The following is a 26,920-nucleotide window of genomic DNA, read 5'->3' on the forward strand; positions in this document are numbered from 1 at the left end:
ATTAGTGTACTACCTCCGCTTTTGGCATTTCTTCTGCTGTAAATGTCATAGATTCAATGACACGTACCATTGCTTCTGCCGTATCTAAAGATGTGAGACAAGGTACGCCATTTTCTACAGACTCACGACGAATTCGGAAACCATCTCGAGCTGGTTGCTTACCTTTTGTTAATGTATTAACGACAAGCTGAGCTTCGCCATTTTGGATTAAATCAATCAGTGTTTGTCCCTTCGCACCAATCTTGCCAACAACATCCGTGCGCACTCCAGCAGCTTCAAATGCTTTTGCTGTTCCCTCAGTAGCTACAATGCGATAGCCTACTGTTGAGAAACGTTTTGCTAATGCGATTGCTTCTTCTTTATCCTTATCAGATACCGTAAACAATACTGTTCCTTCTGTGCGAATTTCCATTCCTGCTGCAACTAAGCCTTTGTAAAGTGCTTTTTCTAATGTTGCATCTTTGCCCATTACTTCCCCAGTAGATTTCATTTCAGGGCCTAATGTTATATCTACACGGCGTAGTTTGGCAAATGAGAACACTGGTACTTTCACAAATACACCTTTTTGCTCAGGGGCTAATCCTGTTGGATAGCCCTGCTCGACAATCGATTTCCCTAGAATTGCTTTCGTTGCAATATTAGCCATAGGGATATTTGTAATTTTACTTAAGAATGGTACTGTACGTGATGAACGTGGGTTAACCTCAATGACATATACCTCACCTTGGGAAATTACATATTGAATGTTCATTAAGCCTACGATTCCAAGACCTTTTGCAAGACGTGTTGTATAATCTACTAATGTATCTTTTTGATACTGTGTTAATTTCTGTGGTGGGTAAACTGATATAGAGTCACCAGAGTGAACCCCTGCGCGCTCAATATGCTCCATAATACCTGGGATTAATACATGTTCTCCATCACAGATAGCATCTACTTCAATTTCCTGCCCTGTTAGATAACGGTCCACTAATACCGGATGATCTGGAGATGCTTCCACTGCGTTCTCCATATAGTGCTGTAATTCTTCTTGGTTGTAAACAATTTCCATTGCACGTCCACCTAGAACATAGGAAGGACGGACAAGTACCGGGAAGCCCAGACGCTCACCAATGGCAAGTGCTTCAACTGTAGAAACCGCTGTTTCACCCTGTGGCTGTGGAATGTTTAAGTCACGTAAAGCCTGTTCGAATTTATCGCGGTTTTCTGCACGGTCGATATCCTCTAGAGAAGTTCCTAGGATTTTCACACCATTTGCAGCTAACTTATCAGCAAGGTTAATCGCAGTTTGACCACCGAATTGAACAACAACTCCAATTGGCTGTTCTAAGTCGATAATATGCATAACATCCTCGATTGTTAATGGCTCGAAGTATAATTTATCGGAAATTGAGAAGTCCGTAGACACTGTTTCTGGATTTGAGTTGATAATGATAGCTTCATAGCCTGCCTCTTGAATGGCCCATACTGAATGGACGGTAGCATAGTCGAATTCTACCCCCTGTCCAATGCGGATAGGTCCTGAACCTAGTACTACTACAGAAGGTTTTTCTGACTTAATGGATTCGTTTTCTTCCTCATATGTGCCGTAGAAGTAAGGTGTTTCAGATTCAAACTCTGCTGCACATGTATCAACCATTTTATAGACAGGAATAATACCTTGCTCTTTACGATATGCGTAGATGGCTGCTTCTGTCGTGTCCCAAAGCTCAGCAATTTTCTTATCTGCAAAGCCTAAACGTTTTGCTGTACGAAGCACTTCTTTATCATTTTTATGGTCAGCTAGCGTTTGTTCCATATCTACAATGTTTTTAAATTTGTTTAAGAAGAATAAGTCAATAGCTGACCATTCATGGATTTGTTCAATTGTCACACCACGGCGTAATGCTTCACCGATGAAGAATAAACGCTCATCCCCAGCCTTGCGGATACGTTTTTCAATCCAAGAATCCGAGTTGTCTTCAGCGTGCTTTAGCTCTAAGTGTACTTGACCTGTTTCAAGTGAACGAACCGCCTTTAACATGGCTTCCTCGAATGTACGGCCTAGTGCCATCACTTCACCAGTAGCTTTCATTTGCGTGCCAAGATTACGCTTTGCTGATTCGAATTTGTCGAATGGCCAGCGTGGGATTTTAGCGACAATATAGTCAAGAGCTGGCTCAAAGCAAGCATAGGTTGATCCTGTTACAGGGTTTTTAATTTCATCTAATGTTAAACCAACTGCAATTTTTGCTGCTAGCTTAGCAATTGGATAGCCTGTTGCTTTAGAAGCTAGCGCAGAAGAACGTGATACACGCGGATTTACTTCAATTACATAGTAGTTGAAGCTATATGGATCAAGTGCTAGTTGGACGTTACAGCCACCTTCAATTTTTAACGCACGAATAATATCTAATGAAATATTACGTAGCATTTGATTTTCACGATCCGAGAGAGTTTGAGTCGGTGCTACTACAATCGAATCCCCCGTGTGAATTCCTACTGGGTCAACATTTTCCATGTTACATACTACAATGGCATTGTCCACTGCATCGCGCATTACTTCATATTCTATCTCTTTATAGCCTGCAATAGATTTTTCTAGTAAACATTGTGTTACTGGTGAATATTTAAGACCGGATGTTACGATTTCCTCTAAATCCTGATCATTGTAGCAAATGCCGCCTCCTGTACCACCAAGCGTAAAGGCTGGACGAACAATAACAGGGTAACCAATTTTGACTACAAATCTTTTCGCTTCGTCTAAGGAATGAATAATATCAGACTCAGGTACTGGAGCACCTAATTCGTACATTAAGTTACGGAATAAATCTCGGTCCTCTGCTTTATGAATAGCATCTAGTTTTGTACCAAGGATTTCTATACCCAGCTCATCTAGAATGCCTGATTTATCTAATTCAATCGCCATGTTAAGACCAGTTTGACCACCAAGTGTTGGCAAAATAGCATCTGGGCGTTCTTTACGTAAAATACGAGATACAAAATCAAGAGAAATCGGTTCGATATAAACTTTGTCCGCAATTTCTGTATCTGTCATAATTGTGGCAGGGTTTGAGTTAATTAAGATAACACGGTAGCCCTCTTCTTTTAATGACAAACAAGCTTGTGTTCCTGCATAGTCAAATTCTGCTGCTTGCCCGATGACGATTGGGCCTGAGCCGATTACTAAAATTGTTTCAATATCTGTACGTTTAGGCATGTTGTTTCCCCTTCCCTGCTTCTTCTTCCATCATTTCAATAAATTCATCAAATAAGTGGTTTGAATCTTCTGGTCCTGGTGATGCTTCTGGATGGTATTGTACTGTAAAAATTGGATATTTTTTATGACGTACCCCTTCACACGTACCATCATTTAAGGCGATATGTGTTAATTCTAGATCAGTATCTTGTAATGATTCGATATCAATAGCGTAGCCGTGATTTTGAGATGTTAAATCTGTACGACCTGTGCGTAAATCTTTTACTGGATGATTGCCACCACGGTGTCCAAACGGTAGTTTAAAGGCTTTCGCTCCACTTGCTAAGGAAAAGATTTGATGACCTAAGCAAATCCCGAACATTGGCACTTTTCCAATTAAGTTACGTACTGTTTCTATTCCCTCTTGGACATCTTCTGGATTCCCTGGTCCGTTTGAGAGCATAATGCCATCTGGATGCCAAGCTAAAATTTGTTCAGCTGATGTATTGTAAGGAACTACTAGTACATCACAATCACGTTTATTTAATTCTCGAAGGATGCCATGTTTCATACCGTAGTCAATTAAGACCACTCGTTTACCTCGACCAGGTGATGGATAGGCTGCTTTTGGCGATACTTCACGTACATGGTGTGTTATAGCTGGTGTCGCTTGCAGTTGCGTCACAACTTCACTCACATTTACCTCTTCATTGGCCGCTGTTAAAATCGCCTTTACTGATCCTTTACTACGAATAATACGTGTTAATTTACGCGTATCAATCCCCTCTATACCCGGGATATCTTTTGATGTTAAATACTCATCTAACGTTAAATCGCAACGGAAGTTAGAAGGCGTTTTAGCAAGTTCGCGTACAACAAATCCACGTATAGCTGGCGTAATGGATTCAAAATCATCTCGGTTAATGCCGTAGTTTCCTACCATTGGATACGTCAATGTAACAATTTGACCATAGAACGAAGGGTCTGAAATAGTTTCTTGATATCCCGTCATACCTGTCGTAAATACAACCTCACCTTGTGAAGCGCGATCACTCCCAAATGCTGTACCTGTAAATACTGTGCCATCCTCTAAAACTAGTAAACGTTTTTTCATTACTCTGCCTCCTGATATACGATATTTCCTTCAAAAATTGTTAGGACCGGCCAACCTTTTGCAACCCAACCGTTAAATGGTGTATTACGTCCTTTTGATACAAAGCCTTCTGCATCAATTGTTTGTTCTTTTTGAATATCTATTAAAATCATATCCGCTGAAGCACCCACTGCTAATGTGCCATAGGGTAGATCAAAAATTTCAGCTGCCTTCACTGACATCCAGTCTATTAATTGTTTTAAAGTCCATTTCCCTGTTTCAACAAATTGTGTATATAGTAGTGGGAAGGCTGTTTCGAAACCTACAATACCAAACGGTGCCCCCACCATACCACAGCATTTTTCTTCCACTGTATGTGGTGCATGGTCTGTTGCAATACAATCGATAGTTCCATCTAGTAGTGCTGCATGCAGCGAATCTTTGTCATCAGCCCCACGCAATGGTGGATTCATTTTCCAGTTTGCATCATCGGATGGAATATCCATTTCTTCGAGTAATAAATGATGCGGACAAACCTCTGCTGTTACACGAATTCCGGCTGCCTTTGCATCTCTTACCGCACGAACGGATTCTTTTGTTGATACGTGACAAACATGGTAGCGTGCACCTGCAGCCTCAGCAAGCAGTACATCTCGTGCAATTTGAACGGATTCGCAAATGGATGGAATCCCCGGAAGATCAAGCTCCTTATTACGCTTTCCTTCATGCATAACCCCATCATAAATTAATGAATTATCCTCGCAATGGGCCACAACTACCATGTCGTGCTTGGCAGCATCCTTCATTTGCTCGTACATGGTTGAAGCAAGCTGAATTCCTACACCATCATCTGAGAACGCTACAGCTCCATATGCTTTTAACTCCTCCACATTTGTTCGAACTTCCCCAGAAATATCCTTTGTTAGTGAACCGTATGGAAGTACTCGAATCACAGCACTTTCTTTAATCAGCCCATTAATAAGCTGCATGTTTTCCACTGAATCTGGTACCGGCTTCGTATTTGGCATGGCACAAATTGTCGTAAAGCCACCCTTTGCTGCAGAGGCAGACCCTGTCGCTATTGTTTCTTTATGTTCAAAGCCTGGCTCTCGTAAATGTGTATGCACATCGACAAACCCTGGTGCTACAATAAAGCCATTTCCTTCAATGACCTCTGCATCTACTACCGTTACCTCTTGGCCAATTGCTGTAATTTTTCCTTCTGCCATGGCGATATTGACTGTTTGCAGCTCACCTTGTTCATTTAACATTTGTACATTTTGAAGAACTTTTTTCATGTTATTCTCTCCCCTTTAAAATTGTTTCCACAATTGCCATCCGTGTATAGACTCCATTTCGCACCTGCTCGAAAATTCGAGAGCGTCCACACTCTACAAGCTCAGAAGCAATTTCTACATCACGATTCACTGGTGCTGGATGCATAATAATAGCTGATTCTTTCATTTGCTTTTCTCGTTCTATTGTTAAGCCGTATTCTTGATGGTAGCCTTCTTTCGAAAAGCTTTTATTTACTTTATGACGTTCATGTTGCACACGTAATAGCATAATGACATCGCTAATTTCGATTAGATCATCCCAAGAATGATGCGCTTCAAATCCTCCTGCCCATTCTTCTGGACAAAGGAAGTGCACTTTTGCCCCTAAACGTTGCAATGCATGGGCGTTTGATTTTGCTACTCGACTATGTGAGATATCTCCAACTATCGTAATATTGAGCCCTTCAAAATACCCAAACTCTTTTTTTATTGTATATAGATCCAATAATGATTGGGATGGATGCTGTCCTGCACCGTCCCCTGCATTGATGATTGCTACATTAATACCATTTAGTAGCTCATTATAATATTCATCCTCTGATGCTCGAATAATGACTGCATCTAAACCTATCATTTCTAAAGTTTTGACCGTATCGTACATGGTCTCCCCTTTAGTAACACTCGAAAATCCCGCATCGAAAGGAATGATATGACAGCCAATTTTATGCTCAGCCATTTCGAAGCTTGATTTTGTCCGTGTACTTGGTTCAAAAAATAAGTTGGCAACGTTGTATGTCCGAGATAACGATGATGTTTCACCATTTTCAAAAGCTTGCGCAAGATCTAGGATGTGGTGAATCTCTTCTGTTGTTAAATGTTCCATCGATAATAAGTTCTTCATCATGTGACCCCCATAAGGTTGTGTGTCATGAACGTCTATGTATGACGTTCTTTTCATAAAGTAAAAGCCCCGTTGATGTCATCAACGAGGCATAAGGAGGCGTGACAAACTACAGCAGGGAATCATCCTTACTTTAGTCTATCCACAACTTCCCTTTTTTTGCCTCTCTGGACAATTCATTAAAAGGTACTACTATGAATTTTTATTTTGATTGTATGGTACAGGTTTTTCGGCTTCTTTCTTACCTGGTAATATGGCATTCAATAGGACACCGATGATGGCAGCTAGTGCCATTCCTTCAATACTCAATGATTCTGAAATGACGAACTTCGCTCCGCCAATCCCGATGACTAAAATCACTGAGGCAATTACTAGATTACGACTATTCCCGAAATCAATATGATTATCTACTAGCATACGTAAACCACTTGCTGCAATAATACCGAATAGCAAGATGGACACCCCACCTAGTACTGCGGTTGGAATAGTTGCAATCACTGCCATTGCTTTCCCGAAGAATGATAGTAAGATGGCTACTATTGCAGCACCCGCGATAACGTACACACTATAAACACGAGTAATTGCTAGAACCCCAATATTTTCACCGTAAGTTGTTTTAGGTGGACCACCGATTAGTGCACTTACGAATGTGCCAAGTCCATCACCTAGTAGGGAACGGTGTAAACCAGGTTCTTTAATGTAATCACGGTTAACTACTTTCCCTAATACAAGCTGATGACCAATATGTTCAGAAATCGTTACAATCACGATTGGTACCATGACAAGTAGAATTTTTGTTGTGATTTCAAATTCATAATGTACACCTGGTAGCAAGAAGTCCGGCATAGCAAAGAATTTTGCGTTGGCAATCGGTGTATAATCTACAATGTCGACAATCATGGAGTAAATATAACCTACGATTAAGCCCATCAAAATTGGCATTGTACTTAAAATTCCTTTAAAGAAAATCGTGAAGATAATTGCTGTAAAGACTGTGACTAAAGCGGCAGAGAAATGTAAAAAGCTATATTCCCCGTTAACATTCATCGCCATATTCACGGCCGTACCCGATAGTCCAAGTCCAATAACCATAATTACTGGTCCTACTACAATCGGTGGCAAAATTTTCATTATCCACTTATAACCACTTTTCCAAATGATTAAAGATACGATTCCGTACGTGATTCCGACAGCCATTGCGCCAATCATGGCATTTCCAGGGTTTACACTGGAGCCATCCTCATTCAAACCACCTGCCGCCAGTAATATTGGAGCAATAAAGGCAAAGGAGGAGCCTAAGTAAGCGGGTACCTGAAATTTTGTAATTAATAGGAAGAATATTGTTGCAATCCCACTTGTTAAAAGGGCAATTGCAGGGCTAAGACCTACTAACTGTGGCACTAAGATTGTTGACCCAAACATGGCAAACATATGCTGGAAGCTTAATGTCACTAGCTGAAGTGGGGTTGGCTTATCCTTAATATCTAATACTGCATTTGACATTTTGTTTCCTCACTTTATTGTTCGTCTTCTTTATAAATAATAACGCCATCTTCTCCATCTACATCTTGTAAATTGACAATGATGCGCTCAGAGCCAGAAGTCGGAACATTTTTCCCCACGTAGTCTGCTCTGATTGGTAACTCTCGATGTCCTCTATCAACTAGAACAGCTAATTGAATTTGAGCAGGTCTTCCTAAATCCATGATAGCGTCTAGTGCTGCACGAACTGTTCGTCCTGTATAAAGAACATCATCGACTAAAATAATCTTTTGATTTTTCACTTCATGCTCAATGTCAACTTGCTCAACATGTGCTTGTTCATTTTCATGTTTCGTTGTTAAATCATCCCGGTAAAGTGTAATATCAAGCTCCCCAGTACGAATTGGTTTACCTTCGATTTTTTCAATTCGTTGTGCTAAGCGTTTGGCTAGAAAAGCACCTCGTGTTTTAATGCCAACTAAAATACATTCATCGATTCCTTTGTTGCGTTCAATAATTTCATGAGCAATACGTGTTAATGCTCGTGCCATTGATGGGCCATCTAACAATTCATTTTGAGCCAAATTCGTTTCCCCCTCTCTACAATCTATTGTGAGCATGTGTCCATAAAAAAACCTCTCGAGGCGAATAGCCTGAGAGGGTTGTATACGTGTTTAAAAAGCATGTCGAAAAAAATTTGCAGCACAAATTTTTTGCAACACTATCACATGTCCCTTCTCAGCCTCTCTGGACTGCTATTAAAGGTGAATATTTAATTAGTTTGTTCATTCACTGTCGTTAGTATAGACTTTCTTTGCGTATACGTCAATGCCTATTTCGTAATTCATTTAATAATTGCTCATAATCAGCAGGAAGTGGCGTTTCAAACTCTAAGTATTCACCTGAAGAAGGATGATTGAAGCCTAGCGTTGCTGCATGAAGAACTTGTCCACCAAAATCAATTGTCTTTTTCGGTCCATACTTTGGATCCCCAACAAGCGGGAAACCGATATAATTCATATGCACACGAATTTGATGTGTTCGTCCTGTTTCTAGACGACATTCTACAAGCGTATAATCACCAAAGCGCTCTACCACATGAAAATGCGTAACAGCATGTTTACCATTATCGACAATAGCCTGCTTCTGACGGTCTTTCTGATCACGACCGATTGGCGCATCAATAGTCCCTTTATCATGTGCAATATGCCCATGTACAAGAGCAATATATTTACGAGTAACAGTTTTATTGACTAACTGATCCACTAACGATTCATGGGCTACATCGTTTTTGGCAACCATTAATAAGCCTGATGTATCTTTATCGATACGATGGACTATACCTGGACGCATAATCCCGTTGATACCCGATAAATCTTTACATTGATACATCAACCCATTTACTAGCGTGCCTGTCATATGCCCTGGTGCTGGATGAACGACCATACCCTTTGGTTTATTCACAACAAGAACATCAGCATCCTCATAAACAATATCAAGTGCTAGGTTTTCTGCGATTACATCAAGTGGTTCAGCTTCTGGTACATCAATAGCAATAACGTCCCCCGCTTTTACCTTATATTTTGCTTTCACAGCATCGCCATTTACCTTGATATTTCCGTCACTAATCCAGTTCCCAATCTGTGTGCGCGACCATTCAGATTGTAAGCTTGAAAGTGCTTTATCAATGCGCTCTCCTTGCTGTTGTTCTTCGATTGTATATGTTACTTCCGTCATTGTTTCACCTGTTTCTTCTCTTTTTTATCTTCCCTAATCAAGCCAATCATTAGTATAACAACAGCAATGGTCAACGCAGCATCTGCCACATTAAAAATTGGGAAATCATACTGAATAATCGGAATTAAAACATCTACAAAATCAACCACTTCTCCTCTAAATAAACGATCGATAAAATTCCCTATTGCTCCACCAAGTAATAGCATTAAGCCCACTTGAAAAATTGGCTTCCCTTTCGCTTCTTTATGATAAAAATAGACAATGGCACAGATAACGGCAATTGTCACGATGCTAAAGAGCCACATTTGCCCTTCTAGCATCCCCCATGCTGCACCTCTATTACGATGTGATAAAATGCCAAACCATGGATCTACTACAGCAATACGTTCACCATACTCCATATTTTTCACAATCAACCACTTTGTCCATTGATCCAATAATACGACAAAGGCAGCCAATCCATAATATTTATACACAAACATTCCTCCGTTCGCTCAACATCTAACCTATTCTACCATATCAGCACCATTCACAATAACTAATATCACATCAAAAATATGGCGATTCCAAATGTCTTGAAAATACAAAAAAGCTATCTCTATCACTTTTCGAGCAATAGAAATAGCCAAATTTATTGTCTTATACTGTTTCAGATTCTTTTGAATGGACTCGCTTCATAAATTCATTGACATCAGCAGGTACCTTTCGATCTAATAGTGACACAATAATAACGGATAAAAAGCCTACAGGAACCGTTACAATTCCTGGAATTTTAAACTGTAAGAAACTCGGTAAAGTTCCTGGTAAAAAAATCATCCACATAGATACGCCAAGTCCAATAAGTAATCCTGCAATGGCTCCTTTCTCTGTCATGCCTCTCCACCAAATCCCTAAAATAAATATTGGCGTAAATGTACTTGCTGCTACTGTAAAGGCGAGCGCCACTAAATGACCGATAGATGCATCCTTAACGAGGAGCCCAAGTGCCCCATATAAAATACCTAATAGTACGATAGCTACTTTTCCAGCAATGACACGCTGTTTTTGCGTAATGTCTTTTTTCATAATGTTCGCATATAAATCATGAGCGAGTGCCCCAGAGCTTGTAATAAAAAGACCTGAAAGATTAGAGAAAATAGCTGCAAATGCCCCCGCAATAACTAAGCCCAGCAACCATTTACCACCTAGAGCTAACGCTGTAGTTGGTATCACCATATTGTTTCCGCCAAGTACAAGATCACGCATAACCTCTTCACTAGCTGTTCCCGAAATGAAAATGGAACGACCAACAACTCCTAAATAAACGGCTAAAAAAAAGAATGTACTAGCAATTCCTATAGCCATCAGGGCAGATTTTCGTGCTGCTTTTGCACTTGGATTCGTATAAAAGCGCAATAAAATATGAGGGAGTCCAATGGTTCCTAAAGCTAAACCAATCGTCATGCTAATCGTTTGCCAAAATGTTGGGAAATAAAATCCTGTCCCTGTCCAAGCAGCACCATCAAAATTAACTTCATTCCCATCTAAAGCATATGGGGATGTGCCTGAAATAGGACCGCTAAAGGAATTAATAGCTGCAAGAATTTTATCGTAATGCAAACCACTATATACCGCTGCTACTAACATGACAATAAATGCACCAAGACGAATCCATAGCTCCAATGCTTGGTTAATGGTTGTTCCTTTCATTCCACCAATACCTACATAAAAAATCATGACTACACATGTAAAGATAATGCCAAATTCATAGGAAGTGCCAAAAAACATACTTAAAATTTGAGCAGCACCTAATAGTTGCGGAGCCGCATAAAAGCCTGAAATGGCTAATACTACCGCGACTGCTACTAGTCGTGCACGTTTACTATGAAAACGATACCCCAAAAAATCTGCTACCGTAAATGCACCAAATCGTCTCAAAGGACCCGCTACGAAAATAGCTAATAAGGTTAAACCAATGGAGAAACAAAAAGCGTAATAAGCCCCATCATATCCTAGTTGAAATGTTAAGCCTGCAATCCCAAGGAATGTGGCTGCACTTAAATAATCCCCGCCAATTGCAGAACCATTTGTAAACCACCCAAAGCTTCTTCCTCCTACAAAGAAATCCGATGCTGTTGCATTTCTTTTTGTTAAATACGTAATGTATACAATCGTTCCCATTAATGCAATGGTCATTAACATCTTTGGTTCTAAAAGAGCTTCTATCATTCACTTATCCCCCTTATTTCAACTACTTATTGGCTAGATCATATTTTTTTAGGCGCTTTTCGTACATGGAAGTATGCACATAAGCGATAATAAATGCCATTGCCATCATCACAACGGTTGTCACAAACCAGGTTACCGTCATTCCACCCCACATTTTCTTAAAGGCAAATTCCGGTGCAAACCAATTCATAACTGGGATACTAAAAATCAATATAAAATAAAATACCGATAAGCCTAAACCTGTTGTAAATTCATCTTTCATAATTTTATTTGTCGCCGCATCTAGAGGTGGAAGATCCTTTACATCAATGGTGCCTGCCTCCACATATTCGTAATCATGACTCCCGACTTCTGCCATAGCCAACTCCCCCTTTTTATTTCAGTAAATAATTATCTGAAATTTCAAATTATTATTCACTACAATTATTCTATTCTATTTCAACTTCAATATAGATATAAAATATTGCTGTATTAGTACAAAAAAATGCTATTTTAAGTTAAAATATTTCTATCAATTTTATTCTTAGGAGGCTGGTAGCATTTTAAAGGTGGTATGGTTTATGGAAAGCTCATTGGATAAGCAACAAATGAGAGATTGGTTAGAAGAAGTTTTACCAAGCGCTTTAATGGAGTGTAAAGAGCCTAAACCAGAAGATGACACTATTATTGTCTATGAAGTCAATCGGTTATTTGATTGGGTTAAGATTAAGCGACTAAAAAGAAATTATCCTAATAGTATAATTGTCCCAATTGTTACAGAACACCTCACCTACTCGACTGGTATAGCAATTGAATTAGTTTTACCTGCACTTCTCATTAAACCATTACAAAAATCAAAATTTTTACGTATTGTAAAAAAGTTACACACTGCCTATCTGGAAGAAAAGGCTAGTACACTTACCATGCTTGAACTGACACAACAAATATCCCATAACCAAACTTCTCCATTTCGAGAAGCATTTTTAAAACGTCTTATACGCGGTGAGATTGATAATGAACAGGAAATCATTCAATCTGCATCCTTTTTATCGCCTAACTGTATCCCTAATATGGTGTTCTTAATACAGGGCTATATCGATGTCAATGAAAAAAAAGCTCATCCACAAGATGCAAGTAGCCTCATTACAACTGTTATTCAACAGAAATTTGCAGATAAAGCGCCGTTGTCCTTTTTACATTTTGAACGCTATTTGCTTCTTCTTTTGCGAATTCCTAATGACTATAACTCATTCAAACATTGGCCAGAGGGCAAAGCATGTTTATTAGAGGTCATCGAGACACTAAAAAAGGACCATTGTATCCATCTTTTTATGGGGGTTGGAGGTGTATTTCAGGATGCTATGCAAGTGAAGGAATCCTATAGTCAGGCACGAAAAGCTCGTAGAAAACCGCCTATTGATAACATTCATATACGATATTATGAAGATTTAACGAAGCATCCACAGCTTCAAAAAGCTATTCAATTTATAGAAGAGCATTTTGACGAACAGCTTTCTATAAGTGAAGTTGCGAAATATATAAGCTTTAGCCCAACACATTTTAGCAGGCTATTTAAAAAAGAAACGGGTCGTAATTTTGTTGACTATGTTGCCTTTACACGTATTATCAAGACTTTACCCTTTTTACGAAAGTTTGATTACACGGTCGAAAAAATTTCCTCCACCTGTGGGTTTAATACACCGAATTATTACAGTCTAACCTTTAAAAAATATGTTGGAATATCGCCAACAGACTACCGCAATACGAAGGAAATTTTGTTTAAGTAGGATGTAGTTTTTCAAGAATCTGCAAAAACCACATGAAAAAAGCAAGCCCCCTAAAGGAGACTTGCTTATAAGCTACATAGAATGCAGATTCTTATTATTCACTGATTCCACTTATGCGTAATATTTTTCTACTACTTCTGCACAGCGAGCACATACTGTAGGATGTGCCGCATTCGCACCAACTGTTTCTGAAATAGACCAGCAACGTTCGCACTTCTCACCTGTAGCCTTCTCAACAACAATGGATACATGTTCAAGTACCAAAGCATCTGCTGGTACTTCTTCGATTGTAGCTACCTCAAAAGCAGAAACGATAGATAGTTGTGCAAAGTCAATGTTCGCATCGTTCAATAATGCCACAACATCTTCTTTTGCATATACTGTTACTTTTGCTTCAAGAGATTTACCAATCGTTTTAGCATTACGAGCCTCTTCTAATGCTTTTAAAATATCATCACGTACATCAATGATTTTTTCCCATTTTGCACGAAGATTTTCAAAATTCGCTTGTACATCTTCCTCTGGGAAATCCGTTAATTGAACAGAAGCTTCCTCTACAGTACCTTGAGCATGTAAGTATGACCACATTTCATCTGTAGTATGAGGGATAATTGGTGTCATAATTTTAACTAAAGTCATCAACGTATCATAAATAACTGTTTGCATAGCACGTCGATCTTTATTGTCAGAACCTTCAATGTAAACAACATCTTTTGCAATATCTAAATAGAATGAAGATAGTTCCACTGCTACAAAATTATTCACAACATGATATACAGCAGCGAAATCATAACGATCATATGCAGTACGAACAGTTTTTAAAACATCCTGTAAACGCATATATACATATTGATCCATTTCACGAAGCTCTGCATAGGCTACACGGTCTTTTGTTGGATCGAAATCAGCAATATTGCCATGTAGGAAACGGAAAGTGTTACGAATTTTACGATATACTTCTGATACTTGCTTCAACATATCCATAGAAATTCGCACGTCAGCAGTATAGTCTACAGAAGCAACCCATAGACGAAGAATATCTGCTCCATATTGATCCATTACTTTTTGCGGAATGATGACATTCCCTAAGGATTTACTCATTTTACGACCTTCTCCATCAAGAACGAAACCATGTGTTAAAAGTCCTTTATATGGTGCAAAACCGTTAATAGCTACTGATGTAATAAGAGAAGAGTTAAACCATCCACGGTGTTGGTCTGAGCCTTCTAAATATAAATCAGCAGGGTACTTCATGCCACGTTCTACAAGTACACCTTGGTGTGAAGAACCTGAGTCGAACCATACGTCCATAATATCATTTTCTTTTGTAAATTCACCGTTCGGACTACCTGGATGTGTAAAGCCTTCCGGTAATAATTCATTTGCTGTTTTTTTGAACCAAATATTTGAGCCATGCTCACGGAATAGTGCTGAAATATGGCTAATTGTTTCAGGTGTAATAATTGGCTCCCCATTTTCAGCGTAGAAAATTGGAATTGGTACACCCCAAGCACGTTGACGAGAAATTACCCAATCTCCTCGGTCACGAATCATATTGTAAAGACGTGTTTCTCCCCAAGCTGGTGTAAATGCAGTTGCTTTAACAGCCTCTAAGAGCTCCCCGCGGAACGCTTCAACAGACGCAAACCATTGCGGTGTGGCACGATAAATAACTGGTTTTTTTGTACGCCAATCATGTGGGTATGAGTGTGAAATAAACCCAAGACTTTCTAATGCATCTACTTCTTTTAGCTTTTCTGTTACTAGTTTATTGGCATCATTATAAAAGACGCCCTCAAACCCAGGTGCTTCATCCGTATAGCAGCCACTATTATCAAGCGGGCTCAGAATGTCTAAACCATATTGCTTACTAATATGATAATCGTCTTCCCCGTGTCCAGGAGCTGTGTGAACACAGCCAGTACCTGCGTCAGCAGTAACATGCTCGCCTACCATTACAAGTGAATCACGATCATAGAAAGGATGTTGAGCGACAATACGATCTAATACTTCACCCTTCACTTCTTGAATAACCTCATACGCTTCCCATTCAAGTGCAGTTGCCACAGTTTCTAATAAATCTTTTGCAATGATGAATTTTTTATTAGCTACTGCAACGACAACATACATAAACTCAGGATTTAAAGAAATCCCTAAGTTTGCTGGTAATGTCCAAGGAGTTGTTGTCCAAATAACAAATTTAGCATCTGCTGGTACAACACCTTTTGCATCTTTAATAGCAAAGCTTACATAAATAGAAGGCGATTTAATATCTTTATATTCAATTTCTGCTTCAGCAAGAGCAGATTCAGAAGACGGAGACCAATATACTGGTTTTAAGCCTTTATAGATATACCCTTTTTCCGCCATCTTTCCGAATACTTCAATTTGGCGAGCTTCAAACTCAGGTTTCAATGTAATATAAGGGTTTTCCCAATTACCACGGATACCTAAACGACGGAATTGATTTCGTTGATTGTCAATTTGCTCATATGCATATTCTTCACAAAGTTGACGGAAAGCTGCTACTGACATTTCTTTACGTTTAACACCTTTATTTGTCAATGCTTGTTCAATAGGTAGACCATGCGTATCCCAACCAGGAATATAATTAACATGGTAGCCAGTCATTGAACGATGACGGGTAATCATATCCTTTAATACTTTATTCAATGCATGCCCAATATGAATATCACCATTTGCATACGGAGGGCCATCATGAAGTACATATTCAGGACGTCCTTCTGTACGCTCCATCTGCAATTTATTAATATCCATTTCATTCCATTTTTCTTGCATTTTCGGCTCATTTGCTGGTAAATTTCCACGCATTGGGAAATCCGTTTTTGGCATTAATAACGTATCTTTGTATTCAACCATAAAAAATCCTCCTTTAATTTACATAAAGCATATCGACACTATTCTCTTACGACAGTTATAGGCTTACTTATCTGAAACGATTCGCGGACAAATAAAAAAAGCCCTCATCCCACTAAGGGACGAGAAGCTTCTACTCGCGGTACCACCCTACTTGTAGCACAATCCATTAGGCTGCACTACCTCTTTCAAGCACATTAACGTCGTGCACCACGAAATAACTTACTTTTTTCAGTTATTTAGCTCGGAAGTGATATTCATTGTTAGTTGCTTGTTTGGGCTTCCACTATCCCCAAATCGCTTCACCACGCCTAACAAATACTGTCTTCGTCTCTGCTTCTATGCATATGTCTGTACAAAATAATTACTATTACAAAGTATATGAAATTCAAACAATCGCGTCAAGTTTCATTTAAATTTGATCATCTCAATGAAAAGTAAAGCTACATATCTTCTGATTCTTGCGCTTCATCTACAGATGCTTGAATCTCTGTTAAATCGATATCATACTGAAGTAAATGATCCCAATCATCCGCATTTAATAAATCGAGCTGAGCTTCGACTAGCATCTTGAAACGATTACGGAAAACTTTTGACTGTTTTTTAAGCTCATCAATTTCAATCGTTACCTTACGCGCTTTCGTTAAAGCATCATTAACGATTCGATCAGCATTTTTCTCTGCCTCTTTGACAATAAGCTTTGCCTCTTTTTGAGAATTTCTTCGCACTTCATCTGCTGCTTCTTGCGCAACAACAATAGACTTCTGTAAGGTCTCTTCTAAAGTGCTAAAATGCCTCGCTTGTTCTAAGGCCATTTCTAGTTGCTTATCAACCTCTTTTTTTTCACGCAACAAAATTTCATAATCTTTAATGATTTGATCTAAAAATTCATTTACTTCATCTTCAGCATAGCCTCTGAAAGCTTTTGTAAACTCCTTATTATGTATATCAATAGGTGATAATGGCATACAATCCTTCTCTCCTTTTCGTGTACATTCGTATTTCCTATTATACAATTCTTCCGACAACTTAGCAGTATAAATTAATGAAATTTACTTTTCTTTTAGCTTTTTTGGGCCAATCGACCGACTTGTAGACGGATTTTATCTTTTTTTGTACGGCCTTCTGTCATAATTATTTTCATACGACCGCTTCCTCTTATCGATAGAATATCCCCTTCTTGTAATTCAAAAGCAACGGCATCACGCTCTGTCCAATTTACACGCACTTTTTTACCTGTAATTAAAGCTTGTGCCTTTTGACGAGACACTTTCAAAACTGTTGCAATAATAACGTCTAGTCGCATGGAGGTAACTGTGTAAGATTCCTCTAACCATTCCTCTTCATTGATAAGGAGTGGCTCCTGTTCTTTAAGAGATTCAACATGTACCTTTACTTTACCAATGCCAGTTAAATGTAGACGCACATATTCAGCCACTTCCTGTGCAACGACAAATTGAATCTGATGGTCATTAACGCGAATATCACCGAACTTACTACGATTTAACCCTAATGATAATAAGGCTCCTAAAACATCTGGATGGCGTAATTGTACAAATTTAACGGGATACTGAAGTGTAAAAGCTGTCAGTTGAAAGTCCTTCTCTGTAGGCTCATAGTAGGCTGGATAAATGAGCATACGTTGTCTCTCTGCTTCATTAAATAGCCCTGCACATAATGTATTCATTGAGTCATCCTGTCCAATAATAGATGTCACTATAAAGCGCTGTCTTGGATCAAGAAAATCAGTCAGCTTAGGTGCATAGCGATCCTCTACCTCCCGCTGCCAGCTTATTACCTGTTCAATAAAAGGTTGCTCATCTTTCCGAAAATGCTGAATCAAGTGCTCCATCTTGTTGTCTCCTCTTTCATCGTCCCTATTTGCTTCAATTATTAGATAAACATAGTATTCCCAATCATTGGTACTTTGACATCATTGCATCAAATTTTTTCTAGTTCACTCGAAATGGACCCTTTAAAATTTGTGACATCTGCTTAAAGCTTTAGGGCAACACTTCTTTGCTACGTTTTTTCTATACTCCATATAAATAAAAAACCCCCACTAAAACGTGAGGATTTTATATCTATACGAACATAAGAAATATTTTCTGAATGACTATAACAAGTCCTCTTTCAATAAAATTCAGCATAAAGATCGCCACAATTGGTGAAATATCAATCATACCAAGCGGAGGGATAAACTTTCGGAATATCCCCAAATAAGGCTCACACACTTTTTCAAGCATTCGTCCAATGGCTGAATTTTGAGCGGCAGGCACCCAAGACATTAAGATATATGCAATTAGCATAAACGAATAAATCCTAAATGCTAAAGATACATAACCAAGTATTATAAAAAAAGTCATATAAACTACAATCCTCGCTATTAATTATCGTCTAAAATAAAGTTTGTAATTTCACCAGTTACTTCTACATTATCTGGAGTGCAAAGGAAAATATCTTTCCCGATACGTTGAATATCCCCTGCAAGGGCATAGACTGTGCCACTTAAAAAATCAATAATGCGTTTACCTTGCTCTCGTTCAATACGTTGTAAATTGACGATAGCTGCACGTTTATTTTTTAAATGTTCCGCGATATCTTGTGCTTCTGCATAGACTCTAGGCTCTATTAAGACAACTTTTGCTCCCTTGGAACTCATCGCAGCTTGCAAGCTAACAATATTATTAGGAGTAGCTGTACTTTGCGGCACAATTTCATGGATCGATGCCTTACGTTCTTTAATTGTTTTTTTAGGCTTTACTGAATGAATCGGTTGCTGTTGTTGTACGGGTTGTTGCTGCTGAATAGGAGCTTGCGTGATTTCTTCTTCTAGTTCTTCTTCAAGGTAAAAGAAGTTTTTAATTTTATTTTTCATGCTCATCCTGTTCCCCTCTTTCATTTCCAACAAGAGCCGTTCCGACTCGAACAAAAGTAGCCCCTTCCTCTACCGCAATTTCAAAGTCATTAGACATGCCCATTGATAACTCGGTACAAGGTGCGTGTGCGAATCCTTGCTCGGCTATTTGCTGTTGACATTGTTTTAATTGCTTAAATACAGAACGAATAAGTGTTTCGTCTTCTGTGTTTGGTGCCATGGTCATTAAACCGACAACTTGGACTTTTGTAAAGCTTCTCAATGATTCTACAAAAGGTAATACTTCTTCCATGCTTAAACCATGTTTTGATTCTTCCCCAGAAACGTTTACTTGGATAAAACATTTAACGGGCTTTACTGCTCTTTTTTCAATTTCTTCTGCCAAACTCAAACGATCTAATGAATGTAAAAAATCAATGCTGTTAATCACTTGTTTTACTTTACGTGTTTGTAGGGACCCTATATAATGCCAATTGACATCAGCTTGAATCGCAGATATTTTACGATTTAAGCCTTCCGGTCGGTTTTCTCCTAAATGAGTCAATCCAGCTTCGATAGCTTCTTGCGTTCTTTCTACAGAAACCTCTTTCGTCACAGCTATTATTTGGACATTATTGGCTTCGCGATTGACTCTTGTTTCTGCTGCTGCTATTAAATCATTTAATTTGTTTAAATTTGCTAAGATTTTTGTCACTGTTTTTCCCAACTTTACAACATTAGTTTCTCTTATTGTAACAAGCAATGCTTGATTTATCAATGAATAGCCTAACCTATGTCAGCTATTTAGGAAAGTGCCTTGACTAGAATGACATCCTTGCCAACAACAAGCACATCTTTCATATACACTTTTCTTACAGATTCTTCTCCTTTAAAAAAACCAAGATATTTACGGGGCTCAGCAATTAAAAATGCTGTTACATAGCCCGTTTCTTTCGATACTTCAGCATCTACCACAAATCCTATAAATCGTCCATTTCCTGCTTCAATTACTTCCTTTTGCTGTAACATTGAGAACCGCAATAAATAACCTCCTCTATCCAGTACTCTTTCACCTAAATTATTTTTCTCTATCACCAAACTTTGCTGTCTCTTTATATTTATGTATCAACTGTTCATTGAATGAAGATAAAATGCGCACCGAATAATTCGATGCGCATTTTTTATTTGTAATCTTTTTGCATTGTTTCAATTGCATTCTTTTCAAGACGTGAAATTTGTGCTTGTGAAATCCCTAATTCCTTAGCGATTTCAGTTTGTGTCTCTCCATAATAAAATCGTTTTGCCACGATCATTTGCTGACGTTCATCTAGTTTCTGCAAGCTTTCCTTTACCGACACGTAGGCAACCCATTGATCTTCTGATACATCATCATCACGTAATTGGTCCATCATATAAACAGCGTCCCCACCATCTGAATAAATGGGCTCTTGTAATGACATTGGGTCTTGAATAGCATCTAAAGCAAATAAAACATCTTCTTTTTTCATGTCAATCATGTCAGCAATTTCTTCAATCGTTGGTTCGCGCAAATTTTCGGTTATCCACTGTTCTTTTGCCTGCATTGCCTTATAGGCAATATCCCTTAAAGAACGAGATACTCGTAATGCATGATGATCACGCAGATGGCGACGAATTTCACCAATGATCATTGGGACAGCATATGTTGAAAATCTTACATTATGCTTTAAATCAAAATGATCAATGGCTTTCATGAGGCCAATACAGCCTACTTGAAATAAATCATCTGCCTGTTCACCTCTATAGGCAAATCTACCAACAATACTTAGCACTAACCTTAAATTGCACATGACAAGCTCTTCTCTGATTTCAGTTTCACCGGCTTGTAAACGAATGAAGAGCTCCTTCATTTCTTCGTGCTTTAAAATTGGCAAAGTCGATGTATCTAAGCCGCAAAGATCTACTTTTGTTCGCATATTCGATTCCTCCGGATGTTATTCTCTGACTAAACCGTGACATCAGTTTGTCCGAGAGAAACAAGAATATGCACAAAAGCTATGACCAATTTTAGGTAGGATAATTTTCCCTTTCTAAGAAATTGGCTGATTTAAATTTTCACGTAAATCTTGAATAATTTTCTTTTCTAAACGGGAAATATATGATTGTGATATCCCTAAATGATCTGCTACTTCTTTTTGCGTCATTTCTACTTTTCCATTGAGACCAAAACGGCATTCCATAATATATCGTTCACGTGCACCTAATAAATTTATGGCATGGAACATATGCTGCCGTTCAATTTTTTTCTCCACATTATCAAGAATAATGTGCTCTTCCGTACCTAAAATATCTGACAGTAATAATTCATTTCCATCTGCATCAGAGTTTAAAGGTTCGTCTAATGATACTTCACCCTTCATACGACTTGTTTTTCGTAAATGCATTAAAATTTCATTTTCAATGCATCGAGATGCGTATGTTGCAAGCTTAATATTTTTATCTGTATTGAACGTTTCAATTGCCTTTATTAATCCGATAGAACCAATGCTGATTAAATCTTCGATTGGCGTTCCCGTATTGTCAAAACGTCTAGCAATATAAACAACAAGACGTAAATTACGTTCAATTAGTGTGTCTCTAGCTCGTAAATCACCTTTCATAAAGGATGCAATGACTGTAACTTCTTCTTCTCGACTTAGTGGCACTGGCAATGAATCATTTCCCCCTATATAGTACGTTTCACGACTACGAAACTTACTCCAAAATTTTTTCAAGCTAGCAAGTAGCCTAAGAAGCAATAGTTCTCCCCCTCTATGAGTTATTTGAAAGCGCTGAAAAATGTAAAATTGCTGCTGTGCTATGTGGAAAATTTTTTGCTTTTTTTGTTAAAACGATATATTCATTCGATTTCACCTGTGAAGGCTCCCCCTTTATCAACCACTCATCAAAGCGAAAACCAAGAACAACGGTTTGTTGTTGTACGGTATTGATATGAATAAATCGAATATAACGCTGATAATCTTCTGAAAACATAGATACATTGTACGGATCTGTTTCTTGCCATTCTACTAATGATTTGCAAAAATCGGCAGGTAAATGTGGGCTTAGAGCTGTATAAGAGACGAAATGAACAGGTTTCCCTGAAAGCGGCTCGATTGCTTGGTTTCCTGTGTCCACAAAAGCTGAAAGTGGTATTATCGAACCAAAGATTTTTAAAGTTGTATCAAATACAAATTGTCCACTTAAACGTTCTAGTTTAACAAAACCCCATTGCTTATAAAATGCAACAAGATTTAAAACTGCTAGTACAAAACAAATCATTATAAAATGGTTGGCAGAAAGATTTTTTAAATAGGGCTGTAGTGCTGTTAGCAATCCGCCGATAACGATCGTTGCTGTTAAAACGATCGGTCCTTGCTTTTGGAAGCTTCGAATCTTAAAGCGAAAAGCTATACCTATGAGCAATATAAAACTAAGTACCGTTGACCACAGCATTTGACCGCCAATTACAGCTACTAAACTACTACAAAATGAACTCATTAATAATCTTGAATTCTTGACCAAAACCCCTGTTACTCTTGCGGTAAACGTGAGTATTGCTAGATTGAAAAGCGTATTAATGAGCACCAGCCATTCTCCATACATAACAGCCGCCTCCTACTTACAAAGTTAGCATGTTACTCCCACAAATATTGTCAAACAATCGCACCATTTCCTTAAAATGTTTTGACAAAATACATGGTTTCCTTACACAAATGAACATCTCGACAACAAAAATAAAAAGCTCGTATTTTACATATGTAAAATACGAGCTTTTTAGAAGTTGTTTTTTCAATTAACCGCGATTTTTGCGATTGCGTAAAAATGCTGGGACTTCAAGCATGTCATCCTGTGCATAATGTTGCTGATTTTGGCGTGGCTGCTCTTGTTGAACATGCACTTCTTGTCGTTGTTCACGAATCGGTGCTTGTTGTTGTGGAGCAGATTGTCTATTTATATTGAGCGATGGTTTTGTTGTATTACGTTGTTGCTGTAAAGCTTCCTCTGAGAAACCAGTTGCGATAACTGTAACAATGATTTCATCTTTAAGGTTTTCATTAATAACAGAACCGAAAATCATATTTACTTCTTCGTCAGATGCAGAAGCTACGATATCTGCCGCTTCTTGTACTTCAAATAAGCTAAGATTAGAGCCACCTGTAATATTCATAAGAACACCTTTAGCACCATCGATAGATGATTCTAGTAATGGACTTGAAATGGCTTTCTTTGCTGCTTCTGAAGCACGGTTTTCACCAGTAGCAATACCGATACCCATTAATGCTGAGCCTTTGTTTGACATAATTGTTTTCACGTCTGCAAAGTCTAAGTTAATAAGACCAGGGGTTGCAATTAAATCTGAAATACCTTGAACACCTTGACGAAGTACGTTATCTGCTTCTCTGAAAGCTTCTAACATTGGTGTTGATTTATCGACAATTTGTAATAGCTTGTCGTTCGGGATAACAATTAGCGTATCCACAGCTTCTTTCATACTACCAATGCCGCCGATAGCTTGTGTTTGACGTTTACGCCCTTCAAACGTAAATGGACGTGTCACAACACCTACTGTTAGTGCTCCTAATTCACGAGCAATTTGTGCAATTACCGGCGCTGCACCCGTACCGGTTCCTCCACCCATACCAGCAGTGACGAATACCATGTCTGCACCACGTAGAACCTCTTCTAATTGCTCGCGGCTCTCTTCAGCAGCCTTTTTTCCTACTTCTGGATTTGCACCTGCACCTAAACCACGCGTCAGTTTCGCTCCAATTTGAAGCCTAACTTCTGCCTTTGATAAATTTAATGCCTGTGAATCAGTGTTAACTGCGATAAAGTCAACACCCTGTACACCATGTTCTATCATTCGATTGACAGCGTTGTTACCGCCGCCACCAACACCTATGACCTTTATTACTGCAAGTTCATCTACATTTGTATCAAATTCTAACATCTCTTTTTCCTCCCACGGTAACTCGACTCTGTATCAATCATTACGCATTCTAGTTAATCAAAAAACTTATCAAATAATTTTTTTGCTTTCCCAATTACGCTTTCTTTTGGTTCTGAAGGTGCAGAATACTCTTGCTTTTTAGGCATAGCTGCTTGAGCTCCTACAGCTGCATATTCAACAGGTTGCGTATTCGTACTTTTACCGTAAAAATCATCTTCTAAATAGGCGTAACGAATAAGTCCAACCGCTGTTGCAAATGAAGGCTCTCTAACGCCAATATAATCGGGTGTATAAATTCTTACACGCGTTTGTAGAATTTGACGCGCTAACTGGGCGATACCTTCAAGTTTAGCAACACCACCCGTTATAACAACGCCACCTGGTAAATCTCTAACACCTAGACGTGCTAACTCGTCAATCACTAATTCTAGTAATTCTTCTAGGCGTGCGCCAATAATTTCTGATATATAGCGTTGACTATATTGATCAGTAGAATCTGTTCCTACAATTGGTACTTCAAAGATTTCATCGTCAGATGCATCATCATAAAAGGCATGTCCAAATTGGTGTTTGATATTTTCAGCTTGTTCTGTTGGTGTCTTTAAGACGATAGAAATATCTTTCGTTATATGATCACCACCAACTGGTATGACACCTGTATGCGTTAGCAATCCCTCTTCAAATACTGCGATTGTAGTAGATCCGCCTCCTATATCGATAAAGGCAGTTCCTTGGTTTTTTTCATCTTCAGTTAATGCAAAGTAGCCTGATGCTAATGGTTGCAAATATATTTCTCGTATACTTAAACCGGCACGCTCAACACAACGAAGTACATTGTGTAAAAGCGTTTTGGATGTCGTTATCATGGTTGCATCCATTTCTAGACGAATGCCAATCATACCACGAGGATCTTTAATTTCATCAAGGTTGTCCACAATAAACTGTCTTGGAATGATGTTAACTAATTCACGTTCAGGAGGTATTGACATGACTTGTGCAGATTCTACCACTCTGTCTAAATCATCATCTGTAATTTCTCTGTTTTCACTATTTACAGCGACAACACCTTTAACTAGCTGTAACATCGTTTGGTTAGCAGGAACGCCTAGAACGACTTCGTGAATTTGATAACCTGTCATTCGTTCGGCTTGTTCTACTGCTTTTCGAATAGATTGAACTGTTGCATCTATATCAACAATTGCTCCTTTTCGAACCCCATTCGATTTTACATTTCCGACGCCAATTACATGTAATTGTCCGTCACTCATTTCACCTATTAATACCTTGATAGAGGAGGATCCAATATCAAGTGAAATGTATAAATCTTGCTGATTCAATTCGCTGCACCTCCTTGAAAAATGCTCTTATTTTCATTCTATTGTAAATTTGGCATAATGTCTAAGCAAATCGAGTATTTTGGTCAATTTTTCTCTTAATCTATGGAAGTTTTTTCTTTCTTGTGACGTTTCTCATCCAACCGTGTTAGTAATATACGCCTAATTATTGCTATATTTTGGAACAAACGTACCCCAAAAGCGAAAATAGCTGCTAAATACAAATCTATCCCTAAATTCACACCTATAAAAGCTAACCCTGCTGCGAGAACTATATTAAAAAAGAATCCTGATACAAAAACTTTATCGTCGTACACTTGCTGTAATTGAGCACGGATACCACCAAATAATGTATCTAAAGCTGCTAAAACAGCTATTGACAGATAATTTTCATACATAGAGGGGATTTGTATATTTGTTAACAAGCCAAGGGCAAGTCCAAATATCAAACCTAAAAATGGTAGCCACATAAATTAATCTCCTTTTTTTACCTCTGCTAAGTAATCATTTGTCAATCGCTGATCAAATGCTGGAATTTGTAATTGATCAATTGGCTCTTCAATCACTAAATTAAAATTATCTAAATAAAATGAATCTATAAACGTTGAGGCTTGAAGCGAATTATACATTTTTTGAGCTGCTTTAAAATCGCTTGTCCCAACATATATATCAAATTTAGGTGTCGACAATGGTACACTATTCACCGTTGTCTTCCCATTTATGTCCCGAATGGCTGTTGTTTGAACAACACGATTGCCATCTATTGAAACACTTGTTGCATCGTTTTTAAACAGCGTATTTAATAATTGGGTTAATAAATCAGGCGATATCTCTTTGATTTCATAACCCATCTCTATTAATTCAGGTGCGGGTTCAATACGAAGTCTGACACCCGGCCCTACCACTTCTGTTAGTCCAGCCTGTTGCTTTAAACGATTCAATGTTTCATGTAAAGCGGCTTGCTGATTTACTTTTTCAGATTGCTCATAGCGATCCACTACTTCATGAAGTGAGCGAATTTCTGCCAGTAATGCGGAATGTCTTTGCTTTTCTTGTGCTAATTCCTCTCTTATTGCCCAAATATCTCGTGTATCTCGCTCTGCTGGTTTTTGTATGGTATTGTATTGTACCGCTATCATCAAACCGATAATAAATAGCACGATCGTTATTCGGGTGTACATATTTCTTCGCAAAATAGCCCCTCCTAGACGTATCGTATGCCCCTCAGAATTCAATGT

General features: G+C 38.5%; 25 protein-coding genes and 1 other annotated feature. Of the genes, 1 reads left to right on the forward strand and 24 read right to left on the reverse strand.

Going from position 1 to position 26,920, the window contains the following annotated elements; genetic code table 11:
- Position 1 precedes the first annotated feature (1 nt).
- The 10 genes from carB to ACOZBY_RS02670 all read right to left on the reverse strand — a co-directional run bounded on the left by carB (position 2) and on the right by ACOZBY_RS02670 (position 12,234).
- On the reverse strand, positions 2 to 3,199 hold the full coding sequence (carB, locus tag ACOZBY_RS02625) for a carbamoyl-phosphate synthase large subunit (RefSeq protein WP_031418935.1): 3,198 nt from the start codon (positions 3,197 to 3,199) through the stop codon (positions 2 to 4).
- Complete coding sequence (locus ACOZBY_RS02630) at positions 3,192 to 4,292, reverse strand: carbamoyl phosphate synthase small subunit (RefSeq protein WP_207889694.1); 1,101 nt, start codon at positions 4,290 to 4,292, stop codon at positions 3,192 to 3,194. The genes carB and ACOZBY_RS02630 overlap by 8 nt, the downstream gene beginning before the upstream one ends.
- Positions 4,292 to 5,569: a dihydroorotase gene (locus tag ACOZBY_RS02635; protein ID WP_036167377.1), complete on the reverse strand. Its 1,278-nt coding sequence runs from the start codon at positions 5,567 to 5,569 to the stop codon at positions 4,292 to 4,294. The genes ACOZBY_RS02630 and ACOZBY_RS02635 overlap by 1 nt, the downstream gene beginning before the upstream one ends.
- A 1-nt stretch (position 5,570) precedes the next feature.
- Positions 5,571 to 6,449 carry an aspartate carbamoyltransferase catalytic subunit gene (locus ACOZBY_RS02640; protein WP_036167374.1) on the reverse strand — a complete coding sequence of 293 codons (879 nt, stop codon included), beginning with the start codon at positions 6,447 to 6,449 and terminating at the stop codon, positions 5,571 to 5,573.
- Positions 6,450 to 6,641: 192 nt separating this feature from the next.
- Positions 6,642 to 7,952, reverse strand: coding sequence for a uracil-xanthine permease family protein (locus ACOZBY_RS02645; RefSeq protein WP_031418932.1), 1,311 nt, complete (start codon positions 7,950 to 7,952; stop codon positions 6,642 to 6,644).
- Positions 7,953 to 7,966: 14 nt separating this feature from the next.
- The gene (pyrR, locus tag ACOZBY_RS02650; RefSeq protein ID WP_031418931.1) at positions 7,967 to 8,515 is read right to left on the reverse strand and encodes a bifunctional pyr operon transcriptional regulator/uracil phosphoribosyltransferase PyrR; all 549 of its coding nucleotides are present in this window, start codon (positions 8,513 to 8,515) and stop codon (positions 7,967 to 7,969) included.
- Positions 8,516 to 8,756: 241 nt separating this feature from the next.
- Entirely contained in the window at positions 8,757 to 9,668 is a 912-nt protein-coding gene (locus ACOZBY_RS02655) for an RluA family pseudouridine synthase (protein WP_012293181.1), read from the reverse strand.
- Positions 9,665 to 10,144 carry a signal peptidase II gene (lspA, locus tag ACOZBY_RS02660; protein ID WP_080695172.1) on the reverse strand — a complete coding sequence of 160 codons (480 nt, stop codon included), beginning with the start codon at positions 10,142 to 10,144 and terminating at the stop codon, positions 9,665 to 9,667. Before lspA ends, ACOZBY_RS02655 begins: the two co-directional genes overlap by 4 nt.
- Before the next feature lie 163 nt (positions 10,145 to 10,307).
- The gene (locus tag ACOZBY_RS02665; RefSeq protein ID WP_012293177.1) at positions 10,308 to 11,876 is read right to left on the reverse strand and encodes a cation acetate symporter; all 1,569 of its coding nucleotides are present in this window, start codon (positions 11,874 to 11,876) and stop codon (positions 10,308 to 10,310) included.
- 22 nt (positions 11,877 to 11,898) lie between these two features.
- A complete protein-coding gene (locus ACOZBY_RS02670) occupies positions 11,899 to 12,234 on the reverse strand; it encodes a hypothetical protein (protein WP_012293176.1) in 336 nt (111 codons plus the stop codon).
- 202 nt (positions 12,235 to 12,436) lie between these two features.
- Between ACOZBY_RS02670 and ACOZBY_RS02675 the strand changes: the two genes are divergently transcribed.
- A complete protein-coding gene (locus ACOZBY_RS02675; protein ID WP_036214912.1) occupies positions 12,437 to 13,642 on the forward strand; it encodes an AraC family transcriptional regulator in 1,206 nt (401 codons plus the stop codon).
- Between the two features lie 111 nt (positions 13,643 to 13,753).
- On the opposite strand, the gene ileS is transcribed toward ACOZBY_RS02675, so the two are convergent.
- The 14 genes from ileS to ACOZBY_RS02745 form a co-directional block, all read right to left on the reverse strand.
- Entirely contained in the window at positions 13,754 to 16,522 is a 2,769-nt protein-coding gene (gene ileS, locus ACOZBY_RS02680) for an isoleucine--tRNA ligase (protein WP_422761431.1), read from the reverse strand.
- A 112-nt stretch (positions 16,523 to 16,634) separates the two neighbouring features.
- Positions 16,635 to 16,862 (reverse strand) — a binding site (T-box leader).
- A 100-nt stretch (positions 16,863 to 16,962) separates the two neighbouring features.
- Positions 16,963 to 17,487, reverse strand: coding sequence for a DivIVA domain-containing protein (locus tag ACOZBY_RS02685; RefSeq protein WP_012293173.1), 525 nt, complete (start codon positions 17,485 to 17,487; stop codon positions 16,963 to 16,965).
- Between the two features lie 95 nt (positions 17,488 to 17,582).
- A complete protein-coding gene (locus ACOZBY_RS02690) occupies positions 17,583 to 18,371 on the reverse strand; it encodes an RNA-binding protein (RefSeq protein ID WP_012293172.1) in 789 nt (262 codons plus the stop codon).
- Between the two features lie 232 nt (positions 18,372 to 18,603).
- Positions 18,604 to 18,885: a YggT family protein gene (locus ACOZBY_RS02695; RefSeq protein ID WP_025113856.1), complete on the reverse strand. Its 282-nt coding sequence runs from the start codon at positions 18,883 to 18,885 to the stop codon at positions 18,604 to 18,606.
- Between the two features lie 20 nt (positions 18,886 to 18,905).
- The gene (locus ACOZBY_RS02700; protein ID WP_031418927.1) at positions 18,906 to 19,403 is read right to left on the reverse strand and encodes a cell division protein SepF; all 498 of its coding nucleotides are present in this window, start codon (positions 19,401 to 19,403) and stop codon (positions 18,906 to 18,908) included.
- Positions 19,387 to 20,091, reverse strand: a complete 705-nt coding sequence (locus ACOZBY_RS02705; protein ID WP_422761434.1) for a YggS family pyridoxal phosphate-dependent enzyme — start codon at positions 20,089 to 20,091, stop codon at positions 19,387 to 19,389. The genes ACOZBY_RS02700 and ACOZBY_RS02705 overlap by 17 nt, the downstream gene beginning before the upstream one ends.
- 89 nt (positions 20,092 to 20,180) lie before the next feature.
- Positions 20,181 to 20,417, reverse strand: coding sequence for a PRC-barrel domain-containing protein (locus ACOZBY_RS02710; protein ID WP_031418925.1), 237 nt, complete (start codon positions 20,415 to 20,417; stop codon positions 20,181 to 20,183).
- Between the two features lie 140 nt (positions 20,418 to 20,557).
- A complete protein-coding gene (gene sigG / locus ACOZBY_RS02715; protein ID WP_012293168.1) occupies positions 20,558 to 21,331 on the reverse strand; it encodes an RNA polymerase sporulation sigma factor SigG in 774 nt (257 codons plus the stop codon).
- A gap of 114 nt (positions 21,332 to 21,445) precedes the next feature.
- The gene (gene sigE / locus ACOZBY_RS02720) at positions 21,446 to 22,153 is read right to left on the reverse strand and encodes an RNA polymerase sporulation sigma factor SigE (RefSeq protein ID WP_025113851.1); all 708 of its coding nucleotides are present in this window, start codon (positions 22,151 to 22,153) and stop codon (positions 21,446 to 21,448) included.
- 13 nt (positions 22,154 to 22,166) lie between these two features.
- Positions 22,167 to 23,000 carry a sigma-E processing peptidase SpoIIGA gene (locus ACOZBY_RS02725; RefSeq protein ID WP_031418923.1) on the reverse strand — a complete coding sequence of 278 codons (834 nt, stop codon included), beginning with the start codon at positions 22,998 to 23,000 and terminating at the stop codon, positions 22,167 to 22,169.
- 190 nt (positions 23,001 to 23,190) lie between these two features.
- On the reverse strand, positions 23,191 to 24,348 hold the full coding sequence (ftsZ, locus tag ACOZBY_RS02730) for a cell division protein FtsZ (protein WP_031418922.1): 1,158 nt from the start codon (positions 24,346 to 24,348) through the stop codon (positions 23,191 to 23,193).
- Between the two features lie 53 nt (positions 24,349 to 24,401).
- Entirely contained in the window at positions 24,402 to 25,685 is a 1,284-nt protein-coding gene (gene ftsA, locus ACOZBY_RS02735) for a cell division protein FtsA (RefSeq protein WP_012293163.1), read from the reverse strand.
- Between the two features lie 95 nt (positions 25,686 to 25,780).
- Positions 25,781 to 26,152, reverse strand: a complete 372-nt coding sequence (locus ACOZBY_RS02740; RefSeq protein WP_008173872.1) for a small basic family protein — start codon at positions 26,150 to 26,152, stop codon at positions 25,781 to 25,783.
- Positions 26,153 to 26,155: 3 nt separating this feature from the next.
- Positions 26,156 to 26,875, reverse strand: a complete 720-nt coding sequence (locus ACOZBY_RS02745) for a DUF881 domain-containing protein (protein ID WP_031418921.1) — start codon at positions 26,873 to 26,875, stop codon at positions 26,156 to 26,158.
- Between the last annotated feature and the right edge of the window lie 45 nt (positions 26,876 to 26,920).

Source organism: Lysinibacillus sp. NPDC056220 (genome assembly GCF_049315265.1).
GTDB classification, from domain to species: Bacteria; Bacillota; Bacilli; order Bacillales_A; family Planococcaceae; genus Lysinibacillus; species Lysinibacillus pinottii.

What these genes read in the sequence shown, in the direction of transcription:
- ACOZBY_RS02685 (WP_012293173.1), bottom strand. Translation starts at nt 17,487, where the DNA reads ATGCCATTATCACCTATTGATATACATAATAAGGAGTTTACAAAAGCT.
- ACOZBY_RS02630 (WP_207889694.1), bottom strand. Translation starts at nt 4,292, where the DNA reads ATGAAAAAACGTTTACTAGTTTTAGAGGATGGCACAGTATTTACAGGT.
- ACOZBY_RS02645 (WP_031418932.1), bottom strand. Translation starts at nt 7,952, where the DNA reads ATGTCAAATGCAGTATTAGATATTAAGGATAAGCCAACCCCACTTCAG.
- ACOZBY_RS02655 (WP_012293181.1), bottom strand. Translation starts at nt 9,668, where the DNA reads ATGACGGAAGTAACATATACAATCGAAGAACAACAGCAAGGAGAGCGC.
- ACOZBY_RS02700 (WP_031418927.1), bottom strand. Translation starts at nt 19,403, where the DNA reads ATGAGCATGAAAAATAAAATTAAAAACTTCTTTTACCTTGAAGAAGAA.
- ACOZBY_RS02635 (WP_036167377.1), bottom strand. Translation starts at nt 5,569, where the DNA reads ATGAAAAAAGTTCTTCAAAATGTACAAATGTTAAATGAACAAGGTGAG.
- ACOZBY_RS02690 (WP_012293172.1), bottom strand. Translation starts at nt 18,371, where the DNA reads ATGGAGCACTTGATTCAGCATTTTCGGAAAGATGAGCAACCTTTTATT.
- ACOZBY_RS02725 (WP_031418923.1), bottom strand. Translation starts at nt 23,000, where the DNA reads ATGTATGGAGAATGGCTGGTGCTCATTAATACGCTTTTCAATCTAGCA.
- ACOZBY_RS02670 (WP_012293176.1), bottom strand. Translation starts at nt 12,234, where the DNA reads ATGGCAGAAGTCGGGAGTCATGATTACGAATATGTGGAGGCAGGCACC.
- carB (WP_031418935.1), bottom strand. Translation starts at nt 3,199, where the DNA reads ATGCCTAAACGTACAGATATTGAAACAATTTTAGTAATCGGCTCAGGC.
- ACOZBY_RS02675 (WP_036214912.1), top strand. Translation starts at nt 12,437, where the DNA reads ATGGAAAGCTCATTGGATAAGCAACAAATGAGAGATTGGTTAGAAGAA.
- ACOZBY_RS02665 (WP_012293177.1), bottom strand. Translation starts at nt 11,876, where the DNA reads ATGATAGAAGCTCTTTTAGAACCAAAGATGTTAATGACCATTGCATTA.
- ACOZBY_RS02740 (WP_008173872.1), bottom strand. Translation starts at nt 26,152, where the DNA reads ATGTGGCTACCATTTTTAGGTTTGATATTTGGACTTGCCCTTGGCTTG.
- ACOZBY_RS02695 (WP_025113856.1), bottom strand. Translation starts at nt 18,885, where the DNA reads ATGACTTTTTTTATAATACTTGGTTATGTATCTTTAGCATTTAGGATT.
- ftsZ (WP_031418922.1), bottom strand. Translation starts at nt 24,348, where the DNA reads ATGTTAGAATTTGATACAAATGTAGATGAACTTGCAGTAATAAAGGTC.
- ACOZBY_RS02640 (WP_036167374.1), bottom strand. Translation starts at nt 6,449, where the DNA reads ATGAAGAACTTATTATCGATGGAACATTTAACAACAGAAGAGATTCAC.
- sigG (WP_012293168.1), bottom strand. Translation starts at nt 21,331, where the DNA reads ATGCGAACAAAAGTAGATCTTTGCGGCTTAGATACATCGACTTTGCCA.
- ileS (WP_422761431.1), bottom strand. Translation starts at nt 16,522, where the DNA reads ATGGTTGAATACAAAGATACGTTATTAATGCCAAAAACGGATTTCCCA.